At 71.6% G+C, this 20,656-nt stretch carries 19 protein-coding genes; 16 read left to right on the forward strand and 3 right to left on the reverse strand.

What is annotated here, in order from left to right; all coding sequences use genetic code 11:
* Nucleotides 1-35: 35 nt before the first annotated feature.
* The 4 genes from ACH4T9_RS01660 (at nucleotide 36) to ACH4T9_RS01675 (ending at nucleotide 2,522) form a co-directional block, all read left to right on the forward strand.
* Nucleotides 36-623: a 2'-5' RNA ligase family protein gene (locus ACH4T9_RS01660; protein ID WP_396669873.1), complete on the forward strand. Its 588-nt coding sequence runs from the start codon at nucleotides 36-38 to the stop codon at nucleotides 621-623.
* Between the two features lie 49 nt (nucleotides 624-672).
* Nucleotides 673-1,596 (forward strand): YhjD/YihY/BrkB family envelope integrity protein, encoded by a 924-nt coding sequence (locus ACH4T9_RS01665; RefSeq protein WP_396669280.1) that lies wholly within the window; start codon nucleotides 673-675, stop codon nucleotides 1,594-1,596.
* A 1-nt stretch (nucleotide 1,597) separates the two neighbouring features.
* Entirely contained in the window at nucleotides 1,598-1,966 is a 369-nt protein-coding gene (locus ACH4T9_RS01670; protein WP_396669281.1) for a GntR family transcriptional regulator, read from the forward strand.
* A gap of 106 nt (nucleotides 1,967-2,072) precedes the next feature.
* Nucleotides 2,073-2,522 (forward strand): hypothetical protein, encoded by a 450-nt coding sequence (locus ACH4T9_RS01675; protein ID WP_396669282.1) that lies wholly within the window; start codon nucleotides 2,073-2,075, stop codon nucleotides 2,520-2,522.
* A 57-nt stretch (nucleotides 2,523-2,579) separates the two neighbouring features.
* Here ACH4T9_RS01675 and ACH4T9_RS01680 read toward each other — a convergent pair whose 3' ends face one another.
* From ACH4T9_RS01680 to ACH4T9_RS01690, 3 genes are all read right to left on the reverse strand, one after another.
* Nucleotides 2,580-2,900: a DMT family transporter gene (locus ACH4T9_RS01680; RefSeq protein ID WP_396669283.1), complete on the reverse strand. Its 321-nt coding sequence runs from the start codon at nucleotides 2,898-2,900 to the stop codon at nucleotides 2,580-2,582.
* A 218-nt stretch (nucleotides 2,901-3,118) separates the two neighbouring features.
* Nucleotides 3,119-4,756, reverse strand: coding sequence for a glycoside hydrolase family 13 protein (locus tag ACH4T9_RS01685; protein WP_396669284.1), 1,638 nt, complete (start codon nucleotides 4,754-4,756; stop codon nucleotides 3,119-3,121).
* Between the two features lie 318 nt (nucleotides 4,757-5,074).
* Nucleotides 5,075-6,163 (reverse strand): LacI family DNA-binding transcriptional regulator, encoded by a 1,089-nt coding sequence (locus ACH4T9_RS01690; RefSeq protein WP_396669285.1) that lies wholly within the window; start codon nucleotides 6,161-6,163, stop codon nucleotides 5,075-5,077.
* 198 nt (nucleotides 6,164-6,361) lie between these two features.
* On the opposite strand from ACH4T9_RS01690, the gene ACH4T9_RS01695 reads away from it, so the two are divergent.
* From ACH4T9_RS01695 to ACH4T9_RS01750, 12 genes are all read left to right on the forward strand, one after another.
* The gene (locus ACH4T9_RS01695) at nucleotides 6,362-7,618 is read left to right on the forward strand and encodes an extracellular solute-binding protein (RefSeq protein ID WP_396669286.1); all 1,257 of its coding nucleotides are present in this window, start codon (nucleotides 6,362-6,364) and stop codon (nucleotides 7,616-7,618) included.
* On the forward strand, nucleotides 7,618-9,258 hold the full coding sequence (locus ACH4T9_RS01700; protein WP_396669287.1) for an ABC transporter permease subunit: 1,641 nt from the start codon (nucleotides 7,618-7,620) through the stop codon (nucleotides 9,256-9,258). Before ACH4T9_RS01695 ends, ACH4T9_RS01700 begins: the two co-directional genes overlap by 1 nt.
* A 113-nt stretch (nucleotides 9,259-9,371) precedes the next feature.
* Complete coding sequence (locus ACH4T9_RS01705; RefSeq protein WP_387020382.1) at nucleotides 9,372-10,181, forward strand: sugar ABC transporter permease; 810 nt, start codon at nucleotides 9,372-9,374, stop codon at nucleotides 10,179-10,181.
* 214 nt (nucleotides 10,182-10,395) lie between these two features.
* Complete coding sequence (locus tag ACH4T9_RS01710; protein ID WP_396669288.1) at nucleotides 10,396-12,222, forward strand: glycoside hydrolase family 13 protein; 1,827 nt, start codon at nucleotides 10,396-10,398, stop codon at nucleotides 12,220-12,222.
* A gap of 297 nt (nucleotides 12,223-12,519) precedes the next feature.
* Nucleotides 12,520-12,861: a hypothetical protein gene (locus tag ACH4T9_RS01715; RefSeq protein ID WP_387019604.1), complete on the forward strand. Its 342-nt coding sequence runs from the start codon at nucleotides 12,520-12,522 to the stop codon at nucleotides 12,859-12,861.
* 273 nt (nucleotides 12,862-13,134) lie between these two features.
* Nucleotides 13,135-14,205, forward strand: a complete 1,071-nt coding sequence (locus tag ACH4T9_RS01720) for a BMP family protein (RefSeq protein ID WP_396669874.1) — start codon at nucleotides 13,135-13,137, stop codon at nucleotides 14,203-14,205.
* A 262-nt stretch (nucleotides 14,206-14,467) separates the two neighbouring features.
* The gene (locus ACH4T9_RS01725; RefSeq protein ID WP_396669875.1) at nucleotides 14,468-16,015 is read left to right on the forward strand and encodes an ABC transporter ATP-binding protein; all 1,548 of its coding nucleotides are present in this window, start codon (nucleotides 14,468-14,470) and stop codon (nucleotides 16,013-16,015) included.
* The gene (locus ACH4T9_RS01730) at nucleotides 16,012-17,343 is read left to right on the forward strand and encodes an ABC transporter permease (RefSeq protein WP_396669289.1); all 1,332 of its coding nucleotides are present in this window, start codon (nucleotides 16,012-16,014) and stop codon (nucleotides 17,341-17,343) included. Before ACH4T9_RS01725 ends, ACH4T9_RS01730 begins: the two co-directional genes overlap by 4 nt.
* A 3-nt stretch (nucleotides 17,344-17,346) precedes the next feature.
* Nucleotides 17,347-18,627 (forward strand): ABC transporter permease, encoded by a 1,281-nt coding sequence (locus tag ACH4T9_RS01735; protein ID WP_396669290.1) that lies wholly within the window; start codon nucleotides 17,347-17,349, stop codon nucleotides 18,625-18,627.
* 100 nt (nucleotides 18,628-18,727) lie between these two features.
* The gene (locus tag ACH4T9_RS01740) at nucleotides 18,728-18,868 is read left to right on the forward strand and encodes a hypothetical protein (RefSeq protein WP_396669291.1); all 141 of its coding nucleotides are present in this window, start codon (nucleotides 18,728-18,730) and stop codon (nucleotides 18,866-18,868) included.
* 56 nt (nucleotides 18,869-18,924) lie between these two features.
* Nucleotides 18,925-19,833 (forward strand): hypothetical protein, encoded by a 909-nt coding sequence (locus ACH4T9_RS01745; RefSeq protein WP_396669292.1) that lies wholly within the window; start codon nucleotides 18,925-18,927, stop codon nucleotides 19,831-19,833.
* Between the two features lie 63 nt (nucleotides 19,834-19,896).
* Nucleotides 19,897-20,604, forward strand: coding sequence for a cytidine deaminase (locus tag ACH4T9_RS01750; protein WP_396669293.1), 708 nt, complete (start codon nucleotides 19,897-19,899; stop codon nucleotides 20,602-20,604).
* Nucleotides 20,605-20,656 lie beyond the last annotated feature (52 nt).

Here is a 20,656-nt window from a genome sequence, read left to right on the forward strand (position 1 = left end):
TTCGCCGGTGTGCTCCGAGTAGCCGGCGCGACGTGATCCGGGTGGACGGCTCGGTGGCCGAAGGGGTGGCGCGGAACGTGGATCGCAGGGACGGGGCGCCGGTGGCCGGCGACACCATCCAGATCGGGATCGCGGTGGACATCCCGGAACCGTGGGGCGGGACACTCACCCGGCGCCGGGTCGAGACCGGCGACCCCCTGGTGGTCCAGGCGCACGTGACGCTGCTCGGGCCCACCGAGATCCCGGTGGCGGCGCTGCCGGCGGTCGAGCGGCACCTCGCCGCGGTGGCCGCCGCCCACCTGCCGTTCGCGCTGCACCTGCGCGGCACCGGCACGTTCCGCCCCGTCACCCAGGTGGTCTTCGTGGCGGTGGCCGCCGGGATCAGCGAGTGCGAGTTGCTGGCCGCCGCGATCAGAGTCGCGCCCGAGCTGCACCGGGAGGCCCGCTTCCCGTACCACCCGCACGTCACGGTGGCGCAGGACGTCGCGCCGGAGGCGCTGGACAAGGTGTACGAGGACCTGGCCGACTTCTCGGCGATGTTCGAGGTGGACTCGTTCACCCTCTTCTCCCACAGCGGGCAGGCCCGGTGGCAGCCGCGCCGGGATTTCCTGCTCGGCACTTGAACCCGGCGGGCCGTCGACGTGCCGGCGGCCGATCGGCGAGGATGACGGCGTGAACATGATCGGGCGGATCGAGGCCGGCATCGGCCGGCGGGTCACCGCCGCGCGCCGCCGGTCACGGACGTTCGACCATCTGTGGCGGGCCGGGACGCTCTACGGCGATGTGCTCGCCGCGCGGCTGGCGGCGGCCATCGCGTACTACGGCTTCTTCGCGGTCTTCGCGCTCGGCCTGGTCGCGTACGCGATCTTCGGGGCGATCCTGGAGGACAACGACGAGATCAGCGCCGCCGCCGCCGGGTTCCTCCGGGAGAACCTGCCCTTCCTGGACCCGGCGCAGATCGCCCAGAGCAGCGGCACCGTCGGCGTGATCGGCCTGGTCATCCTGGCCTTCACCGGGATCGGCTGGGTGGAGGCGATCCGCTCGTCGCAGCGGTTGATATACGGGCTCAACCAGCAGCCCGGCAACCTGGTGGTGCGCCGGGTGATCGACCTGGGCGTGCTGGTGCTGGTGTTCGTGATGCTCGGTGTCTCGGTGGCCGCCGTGGACACGCTGGAGTCGCTGCTGCGGTTCCTGCTGAGCAGCACCGGCTCGGTGGGGTTGACGGTGGTGAGCGCGGTACTCAGCGTGCTGGTCAACGCGGTGCTGGCGACGGCGCTGCTGGTGGCGGTGCCCCGGCTCCGGATGAGCCGGCGCCGGCTGCGCCCGGTGGTGTTCGTGGTCGCGGTCGGGATCACGCTGCTGAACACGGTCGGGCGGTACTACGTGGTGCGCACCGAGCGGAACCCGGCGTACGCGGTGGTGGCCGGGGCGGTCGGCGTGCTGCTCTACCTCTACCTGCTCAACCAGCTCGTCCTGTTCGGCGCGGCGCTCGCCGCGACCAGCCCGTACGGCCGGGTGGTGGACCTGGCCGAGGGGCCGGTCCCGGCGGACGTCGACGCCGACACCGATCCGGGTGCGCCCGGGGGAGCGGGCTGACATGCGGATCATCGTGGACCAGGCGTCGCCGGTGGCGCCGTACGAGCAGGTGCGTGGGCAACTCGCCGAGCAGATCGGGGACGGGCGGCTGCCGGTCGGTACCCGGCTGCCGACGGTCCGCCGGCTCGCCGGCGAGCTGGGGCTCGCGGCGAACACGGTGGCCCGGGCGTACCGGGAGCTGGAGGCCGCCGGGCTGCTGGAGACGCGGGGGCGGCACGGCACCTTCGTGGCACCGGGCCGGGACGACGCGGTGGACCGGTTGCAGCGGGCGGCGGCCGGCTACGCGGCCGAGGCCGCGCGGCTCGGGGTCGCGCCGGACGCGGCGCTGGACCTGGTCCGGGCCGCCCTGGACGCGGCCCGCCGAGGGTGAGTGGTTCCGGGCGGGGCGGCGGACGTGCACCGGACCGACAACCGGAGAACCGGCAATTAGGGCAAAAGCTACCCACCTGAACGTGAGAATCCACCATGATGAGCGCGTGGGCGCTCTCGTGACGTTGGACCTGCCGGAAGACTCGCCGATGCATGGCCTGCCCTGGATCATCACCTTCGCCCCGCTCGGCGAGACCGACGCCGACGAGTGGGAGCCGGTGGTCTGCGGGCCGTACGAGCGACCGCACGCGCTGGCCCTCGCCGAGTCGGTGGTGGCCGAGGAGCAGCTCATGGCGGTGGTCGAGCCACTGCTGCCGGCGCTGTCGCCGGACGAGATCCGCAGCGAGATCGCTGCCGCCCAACTCGCCGCGCAGGACGAGGACAACCGGATCGAGGCGGCCGACCTCTACGGCGACTTCGAGGACGTCATCGACGACGAGCTGGAGGCGGCGGCCGAGGCGGACGACCGGACCGGGCCGCTCCCGGCGCCGGACGAGGCCGAGCTGCGGGCCGGCTTCGCCCGGATCGCCAAGCTGCTCACCGAGAAGGGCGGCTGACCCGCGCGGTCGGCGCCGGCCGGGCCGCCACCTGTCGCTCCCGTCGCCGGCGGCAGGTCAGTGCGCGCCGCCCAGGTTGAGCACGACCACGCCGGCGATGACGAGCCCGACGCCGACGACCTTGGTCACGCTGAGCGGTTCGCCGAGGAAGGCCGCCCCGACCGCGACGATCGCCGCCGTGCCCAGCCCGGACCACATCGCGTACGCCACACCGACGGGAATGTCCCGCACCGCGAGTGAGAGCAGCCCGAACGCCGCCAGGTACGCCACCGCCAGCGCGAGTGTCGGCCACGGCCGGGTGAACCCCTGCGTCGCCTTGAGCAGACTCGTCCCCACGACCTCGGACGCGATCGCGAGCACCAGAAACAGATATGCCATGCCCTGATTCTCCGGTGACGGGGAACACTTCCGCCGTCCCGCGACCCGGCGTGACGCGCGTCGGTCCCGTGGTCCAGATGGTCGCCGACGCCCCGCGGAGTTCGCTCCGCGGGGCGTCGGCGGCACCTCACCCCCCACCACAAGGGGTCGACTACCCAGTCGCCCGTCGGCGCGGGGCACAACGGACGACCAGGGGCTCAAATGGGAGTCTACCCAGGTCAGCGCCGGTCGAACCACGCGGCGGCGTCCACCGGCAGGACGTGCCCGACGCCCTGCTCGGTGAGATCCGCGCTGGCGGCGACCGGCCGGCCGTAGCCGTCGATCAGGACGTCGGCCTCGCTGAGGTTGACCACGCAGGTCAGCTCGGCCCCGCCGGTGGTCCGACGGAAGGCCAGCACCCCCGGGCCGGTGGCCTCCAGCCAGGTCACCTCGCCGGCGTCCGGGCCGAGCGCGGGGTGGGAGTGCCGGATCCGCAGCGCGGCACGGTACAGCTCCAGCGTCGAGCCGGGCACCCCGGCCTGGGCGGCGACGGAGAGGGCGGCCCAGGTGGCCGGGGCGGGCAGCCAGCTCGGCGCGCTGCCCGCAGGGCCGAAGCCGTACGGGGCCAGCTCGCCGCTCCACGGGATCGGCACCCGGCAGCCGTCCCGGCTCTCGCCGGTGCGCAGGAACGACGGGTCCTGGCGCAGTTCGTCCGGCAGGTCGAGCACCTCCGGCAGGCCCAGCTCCTCGCCCTGGTAGAGGTACGCGCAGCCGGGCAGGGCGAGCATCAGCAGGCTGGCCGCCCGGGCCCGGCGCAGCCCGACCTCGCCGTCGCCGTACCGGGTGACGTGCCGCTGCTTGTCGTGGTTGGACAGCACCCAGGTGGTTGGCGCGCCGACGATCGTCGCCTCCGCCAGCGCGGTGTCGATCACCTTGCGGAACGAGTCGGCCGACCAGGTGGCGTCGAGGAAGTCGAAGCTGAAGGCCTGGTGCAGCTCGTCCGGGCCGATGTAGCGGGCCAGCCGCTGGGGCGTCTCGGCCCAGGCCTCGGCGACCGCCATCCGGCCGCCGGGGTAGCTGTCCAGGATCGGCCGCCAGGCCCGGTAGATCTCGTGCACCTCGTCCTGGTCGAAGTAGGGCAGCCGGCCCTTGCCGAGCAACTCCGACTGACGCCGGCCGGTGGTCATGCTGCTGAAGCCGACGTCCGGCAGCCCCTCGGCCTTGATCATGCCGTGGGCCACGTCGATGCGGAACCCGTCCACGCCCCGGTCGAGCCAGAACCGCAGGACGTCCTCGAACTCGGCGCGGACCTCGGGGTGGCGCCAGTCGAGGTCCGGCTGGGCCGGGTCGAACAGGTGCAGGTACCACTGGCCGTCGGGCACCCGGGTCCAGGCCGGGCCGCCGAAGATGCTCTCCCAGTCGTTCGGCGGCAGCTCGCCGTCGGCGCCCCTGCCCTCGGCGAAGAGGTAGCGGGCCCGCTCGGGGGAGCCGGGGGCGGCGGCGAGCGCGGCGGTGAACCACGGGTGCGCGCTGGAGGTGTGGTTGGGCACCAGATCGACGATGATCCGCAGGCCCAGGGCGTGCGCGTCGGTGATCATCGCGTCGAAGTCGGCGAGGGTGCCGAACAACGGGTCGACGTCGCGGTAGTCGGCCACGTCGTAGCCGCCGTCGACCATCGGCGAGGTGTAGAAGGGGGTGAGCCAGAGCGCGTCGACCCCGAGGTCACGCAGGTACGGCAGGCGCTCGCGGATACCCGGCAGGTCGCCGACCCCGTCGCCGTTGGAGTCGGCGAAGCTGCGGACGTAGACCTGGTAGACGACCGCGGAGCGCCACCAGTCGTCGTCGGAGGTCAGTGGCGTCGGGTTGCTGGCGGTCATCGGTGGCGATCCCCGTTCTGTGGCGCGAAACGGCGTGGTGTGGCGTGGCACGGCGGTGTGTCACCCGGGTGTCAGAGCAGGATGCCGCCCGGCTGCTGCAAGAGTCAAGCAGGAATTGCGCAAGAAATGACGCCCTTGGCGGCGGGGGTGCGGTGTCGACGCCGGCCCGGTGGTGGGACCCGCCGGGTGATTCACGGTGCGGGACGGCGACCGGCGCGAGCCCGGGGCCGGTTCGGGCGGGCGCCGGGGAGGGGCCGGGCGGGCGCGAGGGAGGGTCGGGGCCGGCTCAGGCGGGCGCGGGGGCGGGTCGGGGGCGGCTCAGGCGGGGACGGGGAGGGCCGGGGGCGTCGGGCGCTGCCGGGCCGGGCCGCCCGTCGCCGGGCCGGTGGCGTCCTGGCGGACGACGGCGGTGGAGCCGCGTACCACCAGCTCGGGCCGGAACAGGTACTCCGAGTGCGGTGCGGCGTGCCCGTTGATCTCGTCGACCAGGGCCCGGACGGCGGCCACGGCCATCGCGGCCACCGGCTGCCGCATCGTGGTCAGCGGCGGGTCGGTGAAGGCCATCAGGGGCGAGTCGTCGTACCCGACCACCGACAGGCCGCCCGGCACGGGCAGGCCGCGCTGCCGGGCCGCCCGGACCGCGCCGAGCGCCATCAGGTCGGAGCCGCAGACCAGGCCGGTCACCCCGCGCTCAAGCAGCCGCCCGGCCGCCGCCTCGCCGCCCTCCACCCCGAAGAGGGTCAGCTCGGCCAGCCCGTCCAGCTCGGCGTCGGGCAGGCCCGCCAGGCGCTCCATGGCGGCCCGCCAGCCGGCCACCCGGCGCTGTACCGGGACGAACCGGTCCGGGCCGGTGATCAGGCCGATCCGGCGGTGCCCGAGTGCGACCAGGTGGGCCACGGCCAGCTCGGTGGCCTCCCGGTCGTCGCAGGAGACGAAGGGGGCGGCGATGCCCGGCACGTACCCGTTGATCATGACGACCGGCAGCGGCCGGGCGATCAACGCCCGGTACCGGTCGTGGTTGGCCGCGGTGTCGGCGTGCAGCCCGGAGACGAAGACGATGCCGGACACCTGGCGGTCGAGCAGCATCTCGACGTACTCGTCCTCGGTGACCCCGCCCGGGGTCTGGGTGCACAGCACCGGGGTGAACCCGCTCTGCGCCAGGGTCGACTCGATCACCTGGGCGAAGGCGGGGAAGATCGGGTTTTCCAGCTCCGGCACGACCAGGCCGACCAGGCCGGCGCTGCGCTTGCGCAGCCGGGCCGGGCGCTCGTAGCCGAGGACGTCGAGGGCGGTGAGGACGGCCTGCCGGGTCTCGGGGGCCACGCCGGGGCGGTCGTTGAGCACCCGCGACACCGTGGCCTCGCTGACTTCGGCCTGCTGGGCGATGTCGGACAGTCGAGCACGCATGGCCGAACTTTAGCCCACGGGCAAGTTCTTGCGTACGCGACTGCAAGCTCTTCCATTGTCTGCAACCTCTTGCTAACGTGCCCGCAACATGCGGGAGTAGCGGCGCAGCAACCGGGCGCCGGGCAGCAAGAACTTACAAAGGTTCCCACTGGCGGGCAGCCCTTCCCCGGCACATCCGCCATGACGACAGGAGTACCGATGCGCATCCGTACCGCGGGTGTGGTCGCCGTCCTCGGCCTGGCGCTGGCCGCCACCGGCTGCGGCGGTGGCGACGACGACAGCAACGCGCCGGCCGCGAAGGAGTCCGCCAAGGCAGCCGGCGGCAAGCTGGTGATCTGGGCCGACGACAAGCGCACCGCCGCCCTCAAGCCGTTCGCCGAGAAGTTCGGCAAGGAGAACGGCGTCACGGTCGAGGTCCAGGCCGTCTCCAAGGACCTGCAGACCAACTTCGTGACCGCCTCGCAGCAGGGCAGCGGCCCGGACGTCGTGGTCGGCGCGCACGACTGGATCGGCAACCTCGTCCAGAACGGCGCCATCGACCCCGTGCAGCTCGCTGCCGAGCAGAAGAGCGGATTCAACGAGACCGCCGTCAAGGCCGTCACGTTCAACGGCCAGCTCTACGGCGTGCCCTACGCCATGGAGAACCTGGCGCTGATCCGCAACACCGAGCTGGCCCCCGAGGCGCCCAAGACCGTCGAGGACCTGGTCGCCGCCGGCAAGAAGCTCAAGGCCGAGAAGAAGGCCAGCGAGATCCTCTGCCTCCAGTCCGGCCAGAACGGCGACGCGTACCACATCTACCCGTTCTACACCTCCGGTGGCGGGTACCTCTTCGGCACGACCGCCAACGGCGACTACGACCCGAAGGACCTGGGCGTGGGCAAGCCGGAGTCGATCGAGGCGTTCAAGAAGATCGCCAAGCTCGGTGAGAAGGGCGACGGCGCGCTGAAGCGCTCGATCACCGGCGAGAACTCGATCGCCACGTTCACCGGCAAGAAGTGCGCCTTCCTGGTCTCCGGCCCGTGGGCCGTCGCGGACGCCAAGAAGGCCAACATCGCCTACGACATCTCCCCGGTCCCCGGCTTCGCCGGCGGCAAGGAGGCCCAGCCGTTCGTGGGCGTCCAGGCGTTCTACGTGGCCGCCAAGGGCAAGAACAAGGCCCTCGCCCAGGAGTTCGTGGCCAACCACGTCACCACCCCCGAGCTGGCCATGGCGCTCTACAACGCCGAGCCCCGCCCGCCGGCGCTGACCGCCGCCCTCGACCAGGCCAAGGGCGCCGACCCGGACCTGGCCAAGTTCCAGGAGGCCGGCAAGAACGGCCAGGTGCTCCCGGCGATCCCGGCCATGGCCACCATCTGGGACCCGTTCGGCAAGGCCGAGGCCGCCATCATCGGCGGCGCGGACCCGACCAAGACGATCACCGCGGCCGGCAGGACCATCTCCGGCCAGATCAAGTAATGAGCACGTCGCTGTCCGGCCCGGGGGCTGCCACGCAGCCCCCGGGCCGGGAGCCCGTCGGCCCCGGGCTCCCGGACAGGTCCCGCACCGCGCGGCACCACGCGCCGATCACCACGACCGGTCTGCTCGTCAAGGTGGTCCTGCTCGGCCTGACCGCCGGGATCGCGGTCTGGGCGGCCTTCCCGCTCATCGAGGCGGAGAAGTGGGTCGGGCTGGCCCTGCTGGCCGCCACCACCGCCGGACTCTTCTACCTCTACCTGACCCGCCGGCACATCCCGGCGAAGTACCTGGTCCCCGGCACGCTGTTCCTCATCGCGTTCCAGGTGGTCCCGGTGCTCTACACGGCGAGCACCGCCTTCACGAACTTCGGCGACGGCCACCGCGGCACCAAGGAAGACGCCGTCGTCGCCATCCAGACCGCCTCGGTCAAGCAGGTGCCCGGCTCCGCCGAGTACGCCCTCTCCGTGGCCACCCAGGGCGACCCGGCGACCGGCCCACTCGTCTTCCTGGTCAGCGACCCGGGCACCCGCGCCGTTTCGGCCGGCGACGCCGGCGGGCTGCGCCAACTCGACCCGGCCGACGTCACCGTGGCCCCCGGCGGCAAGGTCACCGCCGCCGACGGCTACACCGTGCTCAACTTCGGCCAGGCCAGCGCCCGCAGCCAGGAGATCACCGACCTGGTCGTGCCGACCTCCGGCGGCGCGCTGCGTTCCGCCGGCCTGTCCCGCGCCTACGAGGGCAAGGCGATCCGGGCGTACGACGCCGGCTGCGACTGCGTCAAGGACATCGAGACCGGCAAGACCTGGACGGCGGACGAGGAGTCCGGCGCCTTCGTCGCCTCCGACGGTGAGCGGCTGGCCCAGGGCTGGAAGGTCACCGTCGGGCTGAAGAACTTCTCCCGGGTGCTCACCGACCCGGCCATCTCCGGGCCGTTCTTCGGCACGCTGCTGTGGAACTTCGCCTTCGCCGTCGGCTCCACCGGCGGCACGTTCATCCTGGGCATGTTCATCGCCCTGGCGCTGCACTCGCCCCGGATGCGGGGCACCAACATCTACCGGGTCCTGCTGATCCTGCCGTACGCCATGCCGTCCTTCGCGATGCTGCTGGTCTGGCGGGACATGTTCAACACCGACTTCGGGCTGATCAACAACCTGTTCGGGCTCGGGGTGGACTGGTTCGGCCAGGAGTGGTCGGCCCGGATCGCGGTGATCCTGGTGCAACTCTGGCTCGGCTACCCGTACATGTTCCTGGTCGCCACGGGCGCGCTCCAGGCCATCCCGAAGGAGCTGACCGAGGCGACCTCGGTCGACGGCGCGTCGCCCTGGCAGTCGTTCCGGGCGGTCACCCTGCCGCTGCTGCTGGTCGCGCTCTCCCCGCTGCTGATCGCGTCGTTCGCGTACAACTTCAACAACTTCAACGCGATCTACCTGACCACCGAGGGCGGCCCGTTCCCGGCGGACAACCCGACGGCGGGAGCGACGGACCTGCTGATCACGTACACGTACCGGCTGGCCTTCGGCGCGCAGGGTGCCCAGTTCGGCCTGGCGGCCGCAGTGTCGATCTTCATCTTCACCATCGTCGCGGTGGTGTCGGCGGTGAGCTTCCGGCGCACCCGTAAGCAGGAGGAGGTGTACTCGTGACCTCGCTTCGCGGCACTCCGGTCGCGGGCGGCGCGACCGGCACCGCCCCGGCCGTCAACCGCAACGCGGGCCGGCGTAGCAACCGGTGGTTCGCCCAGGTCGGCTGGCGCCACCTGGTCGCCGTGCTGGCGGTCGCGTTCAGCCTCTTCCCGATCCTGTTCGTGCTGTCGGCCGCGCTCAACCCGCTCGGCACGCTCTCCTCGACGGAGCTGCTGCCGACCGGGGCGTCCCTGGAGAACTTCACCAACCTGTTCGACCGTACGGCGTTCGGGTGGTGGTTCCTCAACTCGCTGCTCATCGCCGGGGTGGCCTCGTTCGTGTCGGTCGTCCTGTCGGCGCTGGCGGCGTACGCCTTCTCCCGGATGCGGTTCTCCGGTCGGCGGGTCGGGCTGTTGTCGCTCCTGCTGATCCAGATGTTCCCGCAGTTCCTGGCGATCGTGGCGATCTTCCTGCTCTTCACGACGATCACCGACCTGTGGCCGGCGATCGGCTTCAACACCCCGTGGGGCCTGCTGCTGCTCTACCTGGGCGGCGCGCTGGGGGTGAACACCTGGCTGATGAAGGGCTTCTTCGACACGCTCCCCCGGGAGCTGGACGAGTCGGCCACGATGGACGGCGCCACGCACGCCCAGGTCTTCTTCCGGATCATGCTGCCGCTGGTGGCGCCGATCCTGGCGGTGACCGGCCTGCTCGCCTTCATCGGCACCATCAACGAGTTCCTGATGGCGAACGTCTTCCTGACCAACAGCGAGTCGAAGACCCTCGCGGTCGGGATGTTCGGCCTGGTGGCCGGCGAACGCAACAACAACTTCGGGATCTTCGCGGCGGGCACCCTGCTCACCGCGATCCCCACGGTGCTGGTCTTCCAGATGGTCCAGCGTTACATCGTCTCCGGCCTCACCGCCGGAGCCGTCAAGGGATGAATCGGATGGGTGGCCGTCCTCTCGCGGAGGGCAGGGCCAGCGTGCCGGCTCCGTCGGCCACCTGATCCCCACCCCCATCTCCCGCTCGCTGCGGCAAGGGCGTCGGCGTCCGACGTACACCGGAGCAGTCACGGATCGACCGCCGCGGTCGGGGAACCGGCCGCGGCGGGAGACCCATTCCTCTCCCCGTCCGACCGACGCGAAAGGCACCGCCATGTCCCTGTTGCCGCACCACGACGGGTCCGCCCTGTACGTCCCCGAGCAGGAACCCGCGCTCGGCGACACCGTCGACGTCTTCGTCCGGGTGCCGGCCGGCACCGACGTCCGGCAGGTGCACGTGCGCACCACCGGCGACGGCGAACCCCGGTTCACCGAGGCGGTCGTCGACCGCACCGACGGCGGCGACGTCTGGTGGCGGGTTCCCGTCGAGGCCCGCAACCCGGTCAGCAACTACCGGTTCATGCTCACCGGCAACCGCGGCTACCGCTGGCTGAACGCCGCCGGCGTGATGCCCCACGACGTGCCCGACAACGGCGACTTCAAGCTGGTCACCCACGCCCCGCCCCCGGCCTGGGCCCGGGACGCGGTGATCTACCAGATCTTCCCGGACCGGTTCGCCCGCTCCGCCGCCGCAGACGGCCGGGACCTGCCGGACTGGGCCATCCCGTGCGACTGGGACACCCCGGTGATCGGCCGGGGCCCGGAGACCCCCCGTCAGTTCTACGGCGGTGACCTGGACGGCGTCACCGAACGGCTGAACCACCTGGACCGCCTCGGCGTGAACACCGTCTACCTGACCCCTGTCTTTCCGGCCCGCTCCAACCACCGCTACGACGCGGCCAGCTTCGACACCGTCGACCCGCTGCTCGGCGGCGACGCCGCACTGGCCCGCCTCGCCGAGGCCGTACGCGCCCGGGGCTGGCGGCTGCTCGGCGACATCACCAGCAACCACACCGGCGACGCGCACGAGTGGTTCACCCGGGCCGCCTCCGACGTGTCCGCGCCCGAGCGGGAGATGTACTACTTCGACGAGGTGACCGGCTGCGACCGGGAGCCGTCGTACGAGTCCTGGAACGGGGTCAGGTCGCTGCCGAAGCTGAACTGGGGCAGCGCCGAGCTGCGTCGCCGCTTCGCCACCGCCGACGACTCGCTGCTGCGCCGCTGGCTGCGGCCCCCGTACGGGCTGGACGGCTGGCGGGTGGACGTGGCGAACATGACCGGCCGGCGGGGGGCCGACGCGTACACCCACGAGGTGGCGGCGCTGCTGCGCGAGGTGGTGGCCGACAGCCGGGCCGACGGGCTGCTGATGGCCGAGCACGGCCACGACCACACCGGCGACCTGGACCGCGGCGGCTGGCACGGCACGATGAACTACGTCGGCTTCACCGACCCGGTCTGGTCCTGGCTGCGGCACGGCGACGAACCGGTGCCGAACTTCCTCGGCACCCCGGGCGGGGTGCGGCGGCGGGACGCGGACGCGGTGCTCGCGACGATGGACACCTACCGGTCGCTGATCTCGTGGCGGTCGTACACCCACTCGTGGCAGTTGCTCGGCTCGCACGACTCGGCCCGGATCCGCACCGTCGTCGGGGACGCGGCCCGGCAGGAGGTGGCCGCCGGCCTGCTCGCCACCATGCCCGGCACCCCGGTGATCTTCGCCGGGGACGAGTTGGGGCTGACCGGCGCCAACGGCGAGGGCTCGCGGACCCCGATGCCGTGGCACCGGCCGGAGAGTTGGGACGCCTCGACGTTCGCCTCGTACCGCGCCCTGATCGCGCTGCGCCGCTCGGAGCCCGCGCTGCGCCACGGTGGCCTGCGCTGGCTGCACGCCGACGCGGACACGCTGGTCTTCCTGCGCGAGGCCCCGACCGGCGCGGTGCTGGTCCTGGCCCGCCGCGCCGCCGGTGATCCGGTCCGCCTGACCGGCCTGGGACCGGCGGAGAACATCCACGGCGGCGCCCCCGCCCTGCACCCCGACGCGGACGGCACGATCACCCTCCCGGCCGACGGCCCCACCTTCCAGACCTGGCGCCTACCCTGACCCACCCCCACCACCCCTACCCTGCCCCCACCCCACCCCCTTCGGCCGATCTTGCACTTGCGGCCCGGACAAGAGGGGCATCTGACCCAAATCGAGGGCCCAAAGTGCAAGATCGCGGAGCGGGGGGCGGTGAGGGCGGGGTGTGGGGGTGGGGTGGGGGCGTAGCGGTGGTCGGTTTGGTAGGGGTGGGGTCGGCGGGGTGGGTGGGGGCGGGTAGGTGGCGTGGCGGGGCCGGTCACCGAAACGTGCTGATTCGCCCACTACTACGATCTGTCGTTGATGGGGGAGGATGGTCGGGTGGAAACTCTGAGACTGATCCTTCGCTACGCCCATCTGATCGGGTTCGCCCTGCTGCTAGGCGGCACGATCGCCCAATACGTCAGCGGCCGGCTGCGGATCAACGCGGCCATGCTCTGGGGGTCGGTCATCGGCCTACTGACCGGAATCGGGCTGTCCGCCCCGTTGCGTGACGGCGACGAACCGGCCCCCGCGAAACTTGTTACCAAGTTGGTGCTCGCGCTGCTGATCTTTGTCATGGTCTTCTTCTCCCGTAAGCGGGAATCGGTCAACCGTGGCCACTTCCTCGCCATCGCGGGTTTGACCCTGGTCAACGCGGCGGTGGCAGTTTTCTGGCGGTAGCGTCCTGACCAGGGGACAGGCCGCGGGAAACGGACGTTCGCGACACCGAACCGGCCACTGCCAGGGCGACAAGTGATCTGCCGCACCCAACGGATCACGTAGGGGTAACAGGCGTTCAACAGTCGTGCACGATTGTCGTCGGTGGGTGGACGCGGGCGTACGCTCCCGTCCGTAACGTGGGACGCCGGCGGCGCAGCGCAGGCCGGCTCAAGGGCTGCCACCGCGCAGAGCGGTGTGCAATGGGAAGGAGACGTCTTGCGCTCTGTGCGTGGGATGCGGATCGCCTCCGCCTTCGTGGCGGGTGGGCTCGTGCTGGGCGCCGCCGCGTGTGGTGAGGCCCCCGAGGACGACAAGGACGCCGGGAGCACCGGCGCCAAGAAATACAGCGCCTGCATGGTGACCGACGTCGGCGGCATCGACGACAAGTCGTTCAACACCTCGGCCTGGAAGGGCCTGCAGGAGGCCAAGAAGGCCAACGACAACATCGACATCAAGTACGTCGCGTCGAAGGCCGAGGCGGACTACGAGGTCAACCTGACCGGGTACGTCAACCAGAAGTGCGACTTCGTCCTGGCCGTCGGCGGTCTCATGACCGACGCCACCAAGAAGATCGCCCAGGCGAACCCGAACCAGCAGTTCGGCATCGTCGACTCGAACCCGGGTGTGGCCAACGTCTACCCGATGCAGTTCGACACCGCGCAGGCCGCGTTCCAGGCCGGTTACCTCGCCGCCGGGATGAGCAAGACCGGCAAGGTCGGCACCTACGGCGGCCTGCCGATCCCGCCGGTGACCATCTTCATGGATGGCTTCGCCGACGGCGTGGCGCACTACAACAAGGCCAAGAGCAAGAACGTCCAGGTGCTGGGCTGGGACAAGGCGACCCAGAAGGGTTCCTTCACCAACGACTTCGGCAAGCAGGACGAGGGCAAGAAGGTCTCCGACACGCTGGTCGCCCAGGGCGCGGACATCATCATGCCGGTCGCCGGCGGCGCGGGCCTCGGCACCACCTCGGCGGCTCAGGCCTCCGGCGGCAAGTACTCGGTCATCTGGGTCGACGCCGACGGCTGCGAGAGCACCCCGAGCTGCTCGGTGCTGCTGACCACCGTGGTCAAGAACATCGCCGACTCCGTCAAGGAGGCCGTGGTCAAGGCCGCCGGTGGCGAGAAGCTCCAGGCCACCCCGGGCTTCGTGGGCAACCTGGCCAACAACGGCGTCTCCATCGCCCCGTACCACGACTTCGAGAGCAAGGTCCCGGCGGACCTCAAGGCCGAGGTCGAGAAGCTCAAGGCGGACATCGCCGCCGGCACCATCACGGTCACCTCGAAGGCCCAGCCGACCAAGTGACCGCTCCGTCGGCCACCGCGGTGCGATCATCGACCGCGGGGGCCGGCGGGCCCCACGCCTGACGACCGGCCGCCTCGACGTACGCGGGGAGCACTCCTGCGGAGCCGGGGCGGCCGGTCCGCGCCACCCGACGCCCGGCCCGGCCGGCGACCGGCCCCGCGGCGGCACCGCCGCACCATCGCTCGCACTCCAGGAGGTTGCGCTGAAACTCGAACTGCGCGGCATCACCAAGCGGTTCGGTGATCTGGTCGCCAACGACCACATCGACCTGACGGTGGAGCCTGGAGAGATCCACGCCCTGCTCGGCGAGAACGGCGCCGGCAAGTCGACCCTGATGAACGTGCTCTACGGGCTCTACCAGCCCGACGAGGGCGAGATCCTGGTCGACGGGAAACCGCTGAAGCTGAAGGGCCCCTCGGACGCGATCGCGGCCGGGATCGGCATGGTGCACCAGCACTTCATGCTGGTGCCGGTCTTCACCGTCGCCGAGAACGTCATGCTCGGCGCCGAGCAGGTCAAGGGCGGCATCGCCGGTTTCCTGGACCGGCGGCGGGCCCGGCGCGAGGTCGCCGAGGTCTCCGAGCGGTACAACCTGCGCGTCGACCCGGACGCGGTGATCGAGGACCTGCCGGTCGGTATCCAGCAGCGGGTGGAGATCGTCAAGGCCCTCACCCGCGACGTCGACCTGCTGATCCTCGACGAGCCGACCGCCGTGCTCACCCCGCAGGAGACCGAGGAACTGCTCACGGTCATGCGGTCGCTCAAGGCCGCCGGCAAGTCGATCGTCTTCATCACCCACAAGCTCGGCGAGGTCAAGGCCATCGCCGACCGGATCACGGTGATCCGGCGCGGGAAGACCGTGGGCACCGCCTCGCCGACCGCGAGCCGGGACGAGTTGGCCGCCAAGATGGTGGGCCGCAGCGTCCGGCTGACCGTGGAGAAGCCGCCGGCCACCCCGGGCCGGCCGATCCTGGAGGTCGCCGGCCTGGTCGTCGACGACGACCGGCAGATCCGCGCCGTCGACGGAATCGACCTGACCGTGCGCGCGGGCGAGGTGCTCGGCGTGGCGGGCGTGCAGGGCAACGGCCAGACCGAGCTGATCGAGGCCATCATGGGCCTGCGTCCGGTCCTCGCCGGCACGGTCACCCTGGACGGCCAGCCGGTGCACGGCTGGTCGACCAAGAAGGTGCTGCGCGCCGGGGTCGGCTACGTCCCCGAGGACCGCAGCGTCGACGGCCTGGTGAAGGAGTTCTCCGTCGCCGAGAACCTGGTGCTGGACATCTACGACCGCCCGCCGTTCGGCAAGGGGCTGTCCCTGAAGCCGGACGCCATCGCGAAGTCGGCGCAGGAGCGGATCGAGCAGTTCGACGTCCGTACCCCGTCGGCCGACGCGGCCGTCGGCACCCTCTCCGGCGGCAACCAGCAGAAGGTGATCGTGGCCCGGGAGCTGTCCCGGCCGCTGAAGCTCTTCATCGCCGCCCAGCCGACCCGTGGCGTCGACGTCGGCTCCATCGAGTTCATCCACTCCCGGGTGATCCGGGAGCGGGACGTGGGCACCGCCGTCATGGTCGTCTCCAGCGAGCTGGACGAGGTGATCGGCCTGGCCGACCGGATCGCGGTGATGTACCGGGGCCGGATCATCGGCATCGTCGGCCCGAACACCCCGCGCGAGGAGATCGGCCTGCTGATGGCCGGCATCACCCCCGACGCGGCCACCGAAGCCGACGGCGCGGCCCCCGGCGGCACCGCCCCGGCCGACGGCGCGGCGACCCCGGCCCCCGAGGGCCCCCGTAACGAGGACGAGGCATGACCAACCCCAACCCGGCGTCGGGCTCGCCCGACAAGGAGCCGGCGACCGAGGCGCAGGCCGCGCAGGTGGCGGCCGAGGGCGTCGACCGCGCCGCGACGGCGACCACGCCGAAGCGGGAGCCGGAACCGGACCGACCCGCCCTGGGCCGGCTGTTCCTGGACAACCTGTGGGCGGCCAACACGGTCACCGTCACGGTGCTCGCGGTGCTGCTGGCGATGCTCGTCGGCGCCGTGCTGATCATCGTGTCGGACCCGGAGGTGCTGGCCACCTACGCCTACATCACCGCCCGCCCGGTCGACGCGCTGAACGCGAGCTGGACGGTGGTCAGCGAGGCGTACGCGAACCTGTTCAAGGGTGCGATCTTCGACCCGGAGGCGTCCGGGTTCACCGCGTCGCTCAGCCCGATCTCCGAGACGCTCACCTACACCGCGCCGCTGGTCTTCACCGGCCTGTCGGTGGCGCTCGCCTTCCGGGGCGGCCTGTTCAACATCGGCGCGCAGGGCCAGGCCACCATCGGCGTCATCCTCGCCGCGCTGGCCGGCTTCCTGCTGCCGCTGCCCCCGGTGCTGCACCTGATCGTCGCGCTGCTCGCCGGCGCGGTCGGCGGCGCGCTCTGGGGCTTCATCCCCGGCATCCTGAAGGCGCGCACCGGCGCTCATGAGGTGATCAACACGATCATGCTCAACTACGTCGCGGTGTACTTCCTGTCCTGGATCATCATTCAGAGCGGCGTGCAGAACCCCGACCGGGCCGACGCGATCAGCAGGCCCGTCGACTCCTCCGCCCAGCTCCCCCGGCTGCTCGGCGGCGACCTGCGGGTGCACGCCGGCATCCTGCTGGCCGTGCTGGCCACCTGGTTCGTCGCCTGGCTGCTCAACCGCTCCACCTTCGGCTTCGAGCTGCGCGCGGTCGGCGCGAACCCGGACGCCGCCCGCACCGCCGGCATCAGCGTCGCCAAGACGTACGTGCTGATGATGGCGATCGCCGGCCTGCTCGCCGGGCTCGGCGGTAGCCAGATGGTGCTCGGCTCGACGGCGAACGCGCTTACCCCGCTGGTGGTCGCGCAGATCGGGTTCGACGGCATCCTGGTGGCCCTGCTGGGCCGGGTCAAGCCGTGGGGCGTGCTGCTGGCCGCGCTGCTGTTCGGCGCGCTCCAGGCCGGCGGCAACCGGATGCAGTCGTACTCGGGGATCTCGCTGGAGCTGGTCACCGTGCTCCAGGCGCTGATCGTCATCTTCATCGCCGCGCCGGCCCTGGTGAAGGCGATCTTCCAGCTCCGGGCCGCCCGCGCCGCCCGGTTGCAGACGAGCCTGGCGAAGGGCTGGTAACGCATGTCAACCATGGCTGTTCCGGACGTCGCCGTGGCCCAGGTCGACGAGGGCTTCTGGACCCGCACCCGCAAGATCGGCGCGGTGCTGCTGGCGCTCGGCGTGCTCGCGATGGTGCTCTTCGGAGCGCTCGCCACCGACCGGCAGGCCCGCTTCACCCTCAGCGAGACCGAGGGCGGCGCGGCGCTGGAGATCCACGGCACCGTCGGCGCGATCCTGTTCGGCATCATCGCCGCGGCGGCCGGCGCAGCCCTGATGGCCGGGGTGCCGAAGCGCTGGTTCACCGTGCTGCTCGGCGTCGGGCTGGCCGCCTTCGTGCTGTCGTTCCTGTGCTGGCAGGTCTCCGCCGCCCCGGAGGGGCGGAACTTCATGCCCCTGGTCAACATGGTGCGCGGCACCTTCATCCTGGCCCTGCCGCTGATCTTCGGCGCGCTGGCCGGGGTGCTCTGCGAGCGTTCCGGCGTGGTCAACGTGGCCATCGAGGGACAGCTGCTGATGGGCGCGTTCAGCGGCGCACTGTTCGGCAGCCTCTCCGGCAGCGTCTGGGTGGGCCTGGTCGCCGCCGCGATCGGCGGCGCGTTCATCTCGCTGCTGCTGGCCGTGTTCGCCATCCGCTACCTGGTGGACCAGGTGGTCATGGGCATCGTGCTGAACCTGCTGGCGGTCGGCATCACCGGCTTCCTCTACGAGCGGCTGATGCAGACCAACGCGGAGAAGTACAACTCCGCGCCCCGGTTCAGCAACTGGGAGATCCCACTGCTCAGGGACATCCCGGTGCTGGGGCCGGCGCTGTTCCGCAGCAACATCTTCCTCTACCTCGGCCTGTTGCTGGTGCTGGTTATCCACATTGCGCTGTTCCGCACCCGCTGGGGCCTGCGCACCCGGGCGGTCGGCGAGCATCCCACCGCCGCCGACACCCTCGGCGTGAAGGTGCTGGGGCTGCGCTACCGCAACGTCCTGCTGGCCGGGGTGGTGGCCGGAATCGGCGGCGCGTCGTACACGCTGGCGCTCTACTCGTTCACCAAGAACATGATCGGCGGCAAGGGCTTCATCGCCCTGGCCGCGCTGATCTTCGGCCGGTGGAGCCCGACGGGGGCGCTGCTCGCGGCGCTGTTCTTCGGCTTCGCCGACCAACTCGGGACGTACCTCGGGGCGATCGGCAGCAGCATCCCCAGCCAGTTCCTGGCCATGCTGCCGTACCTGGCGACCATGCTGGCCGTGGCCGGACTGGTCGGCAAGGTCCGCGCGCCGGCCGCCGACGGCAAGCCGTACATCAAGGGCTGAACTCGTTTCGGATCCGTGCCCGGCGGGAATTCCCGCCGGGCACGGCCGGTTCCGGGGCCGTGGCGCATCGACGATCCCGCCGTACCTGAACGGGTTCGTGGTGCCTGATCTGCTGACGGACGACGACGGCGACCCGGTACAGCCTGCGAGCATGGAGACGCTGCACCCCAACCAGGACGGCAACTTCGCCTACGCCCGTACCCTCAACGGGTACATGGATATGTATGGCTGCCGCTGGTGACGTCACGTGGAGCCCGGCTGTCCTTCAGCCGGGCTCCACGGCTCGAAGGGGAAGAGATGCGCATGATCCGAGCGGCCTCGCTCGCTGGGGCACTGGGGGCGCTCGGGGCGGCTGTGCTCGCGTCCCTGTGGCGTACCGAGGCCCTGCTCTTCGCGAGTTGCGAGCCAGAGACCATCGGCGACTGCCTGACCTGGCGACAGCCCATGCTCCTCGTCGGGCCGCTGGTCGTGACCGCCCTGGTCTGGCTGGCGCTGTGGGTGTCCGGTGCCGACCGGGCGGTGCCGTCGGCCCTCTTCGGGGCCATCGTCACAGCCGACGCACTCCTGCTCTACGAGGCGTTCCAGCCGCGCTGGACGCCGCCGTCCGCCGGGCTGGCCGCGGTGTTCGGCGCGGTCGGCTTCGCTGGGGGCGTTTTGTTGGGAATCCGTCGGCTGCCGGTGGCCGTCCAGGTCGTCGCGGCGGTGGCGCTGCTGCTGGCGCCGTACGGGTTCTTCCCCGTCCTTCACGGTACGGCGCGGCGGGCCAACCTGGAGGAGGAGTTTTCCCAGCTCGGGCTGCCTCTGTTGGTGACGCGGGTGGACGGCTACCAGGTCGTCGCCGCTCACGCCAACCGTGGCGACCGAAGGCTCTCGGTGTCGATGCACAGGGGCGAGCTCTGGTTCACGATCGTCGTGGTACCCGTGCCGACGGGCTTCGCGCCGCCCACGCACTGCGGGCCCACCACCGACGAACTCGACCGCTACCAGCCCACCGCCGACCCGGCGAGCGCGCCGCCGTGCCGACCTGTCGGACCGGATCACTGGGTACGCGTCGAGCGGGACGACCCGGTCCATCTCGTCCGTAGGAACGAGGTGCTGGTGTACGTCGACCCCGGCATCGACGTGCCCGCCGCCGACCTCGGCGCAGCTGCGGCGAACCTGACCGAGGTGACCCCCGGGCGGCTGGCGGATCTGGCCGTCGGCTGAGTCGGGCCGCCGTCCGCGTGCCCTGCCCGTGCCTGACCGGCGCCAATTGGGCAGAATGGCGGGATGACCGACATCGACTGGGAGCGGCTGCGGGCCGCCGCCACCGAGGTGATGCGCCACGCGTACGTGCCCTACTCGAAGTTTCCGGTCGGGGCCGCCGCCCTGGTCGACGACGGCCGGATCGTGGTCGGCTGCAACGTCGAGAACGCCGCGTACGGCGTGGTGCTCTGCGCCGAGTGCGGGGTGGTCTCCTCGCTGCACGCGACCGGCGGGGGCCGGATCGTCGCGCTCTCCTGCGTCGATGCCACCGGCGAGCCGCTGATGCCGTGCGGCCGGTGTCGGCAGCTGCTCTGGGAGCAGGGCGGTCCGCAGTGCCTGGTCGAGGCCAAGGACGGCCCGCTGAGCATGGCCGAGCTGCTGCCGCACGCCTTCGACGTGGCCGACATCGAGGCGGTGACCGGCGAGCGGCCGGTGCCGGTGGTGCCGGACCGGCTGGCCGCCTGGCGGGGGCGGGGCAGCGTCTTCGTGCACCCGGACCTGTCCGCCGGGCAGCAGGTGTGGACGGCGTACTGGGAGCGGTCGGCCGGGGACACGGAGGGCGCCGAGACCGGCGTGCTGGAGGAGGGCCCCAGCTGGGGCGACTCGGCCGAGGCGATCGCCTGGGGTCACGCCCGCACCCCGCGCGTGGTGGTGGTCGACGCGACCGGCACCATCTTCTGGGCCGGCGAGGGCGAGCCGCCGATGGAGGTGCCGGTCCGCTGGGCGGGCTGAGCCGGGTGGTGGCGGGCCGCGGCCCGGAAGCTGCGAGGACGAGAAGAGGAAC

The sequence above is a fragment of the Micromonospora sp. NPDC020750 genome, assembly GCF_044334565.1.
GTDB lineage: Bacteria > Actinomycetota > Actinomycetes > Mycobacteriales > Micromonosporaceae > Micromonospora.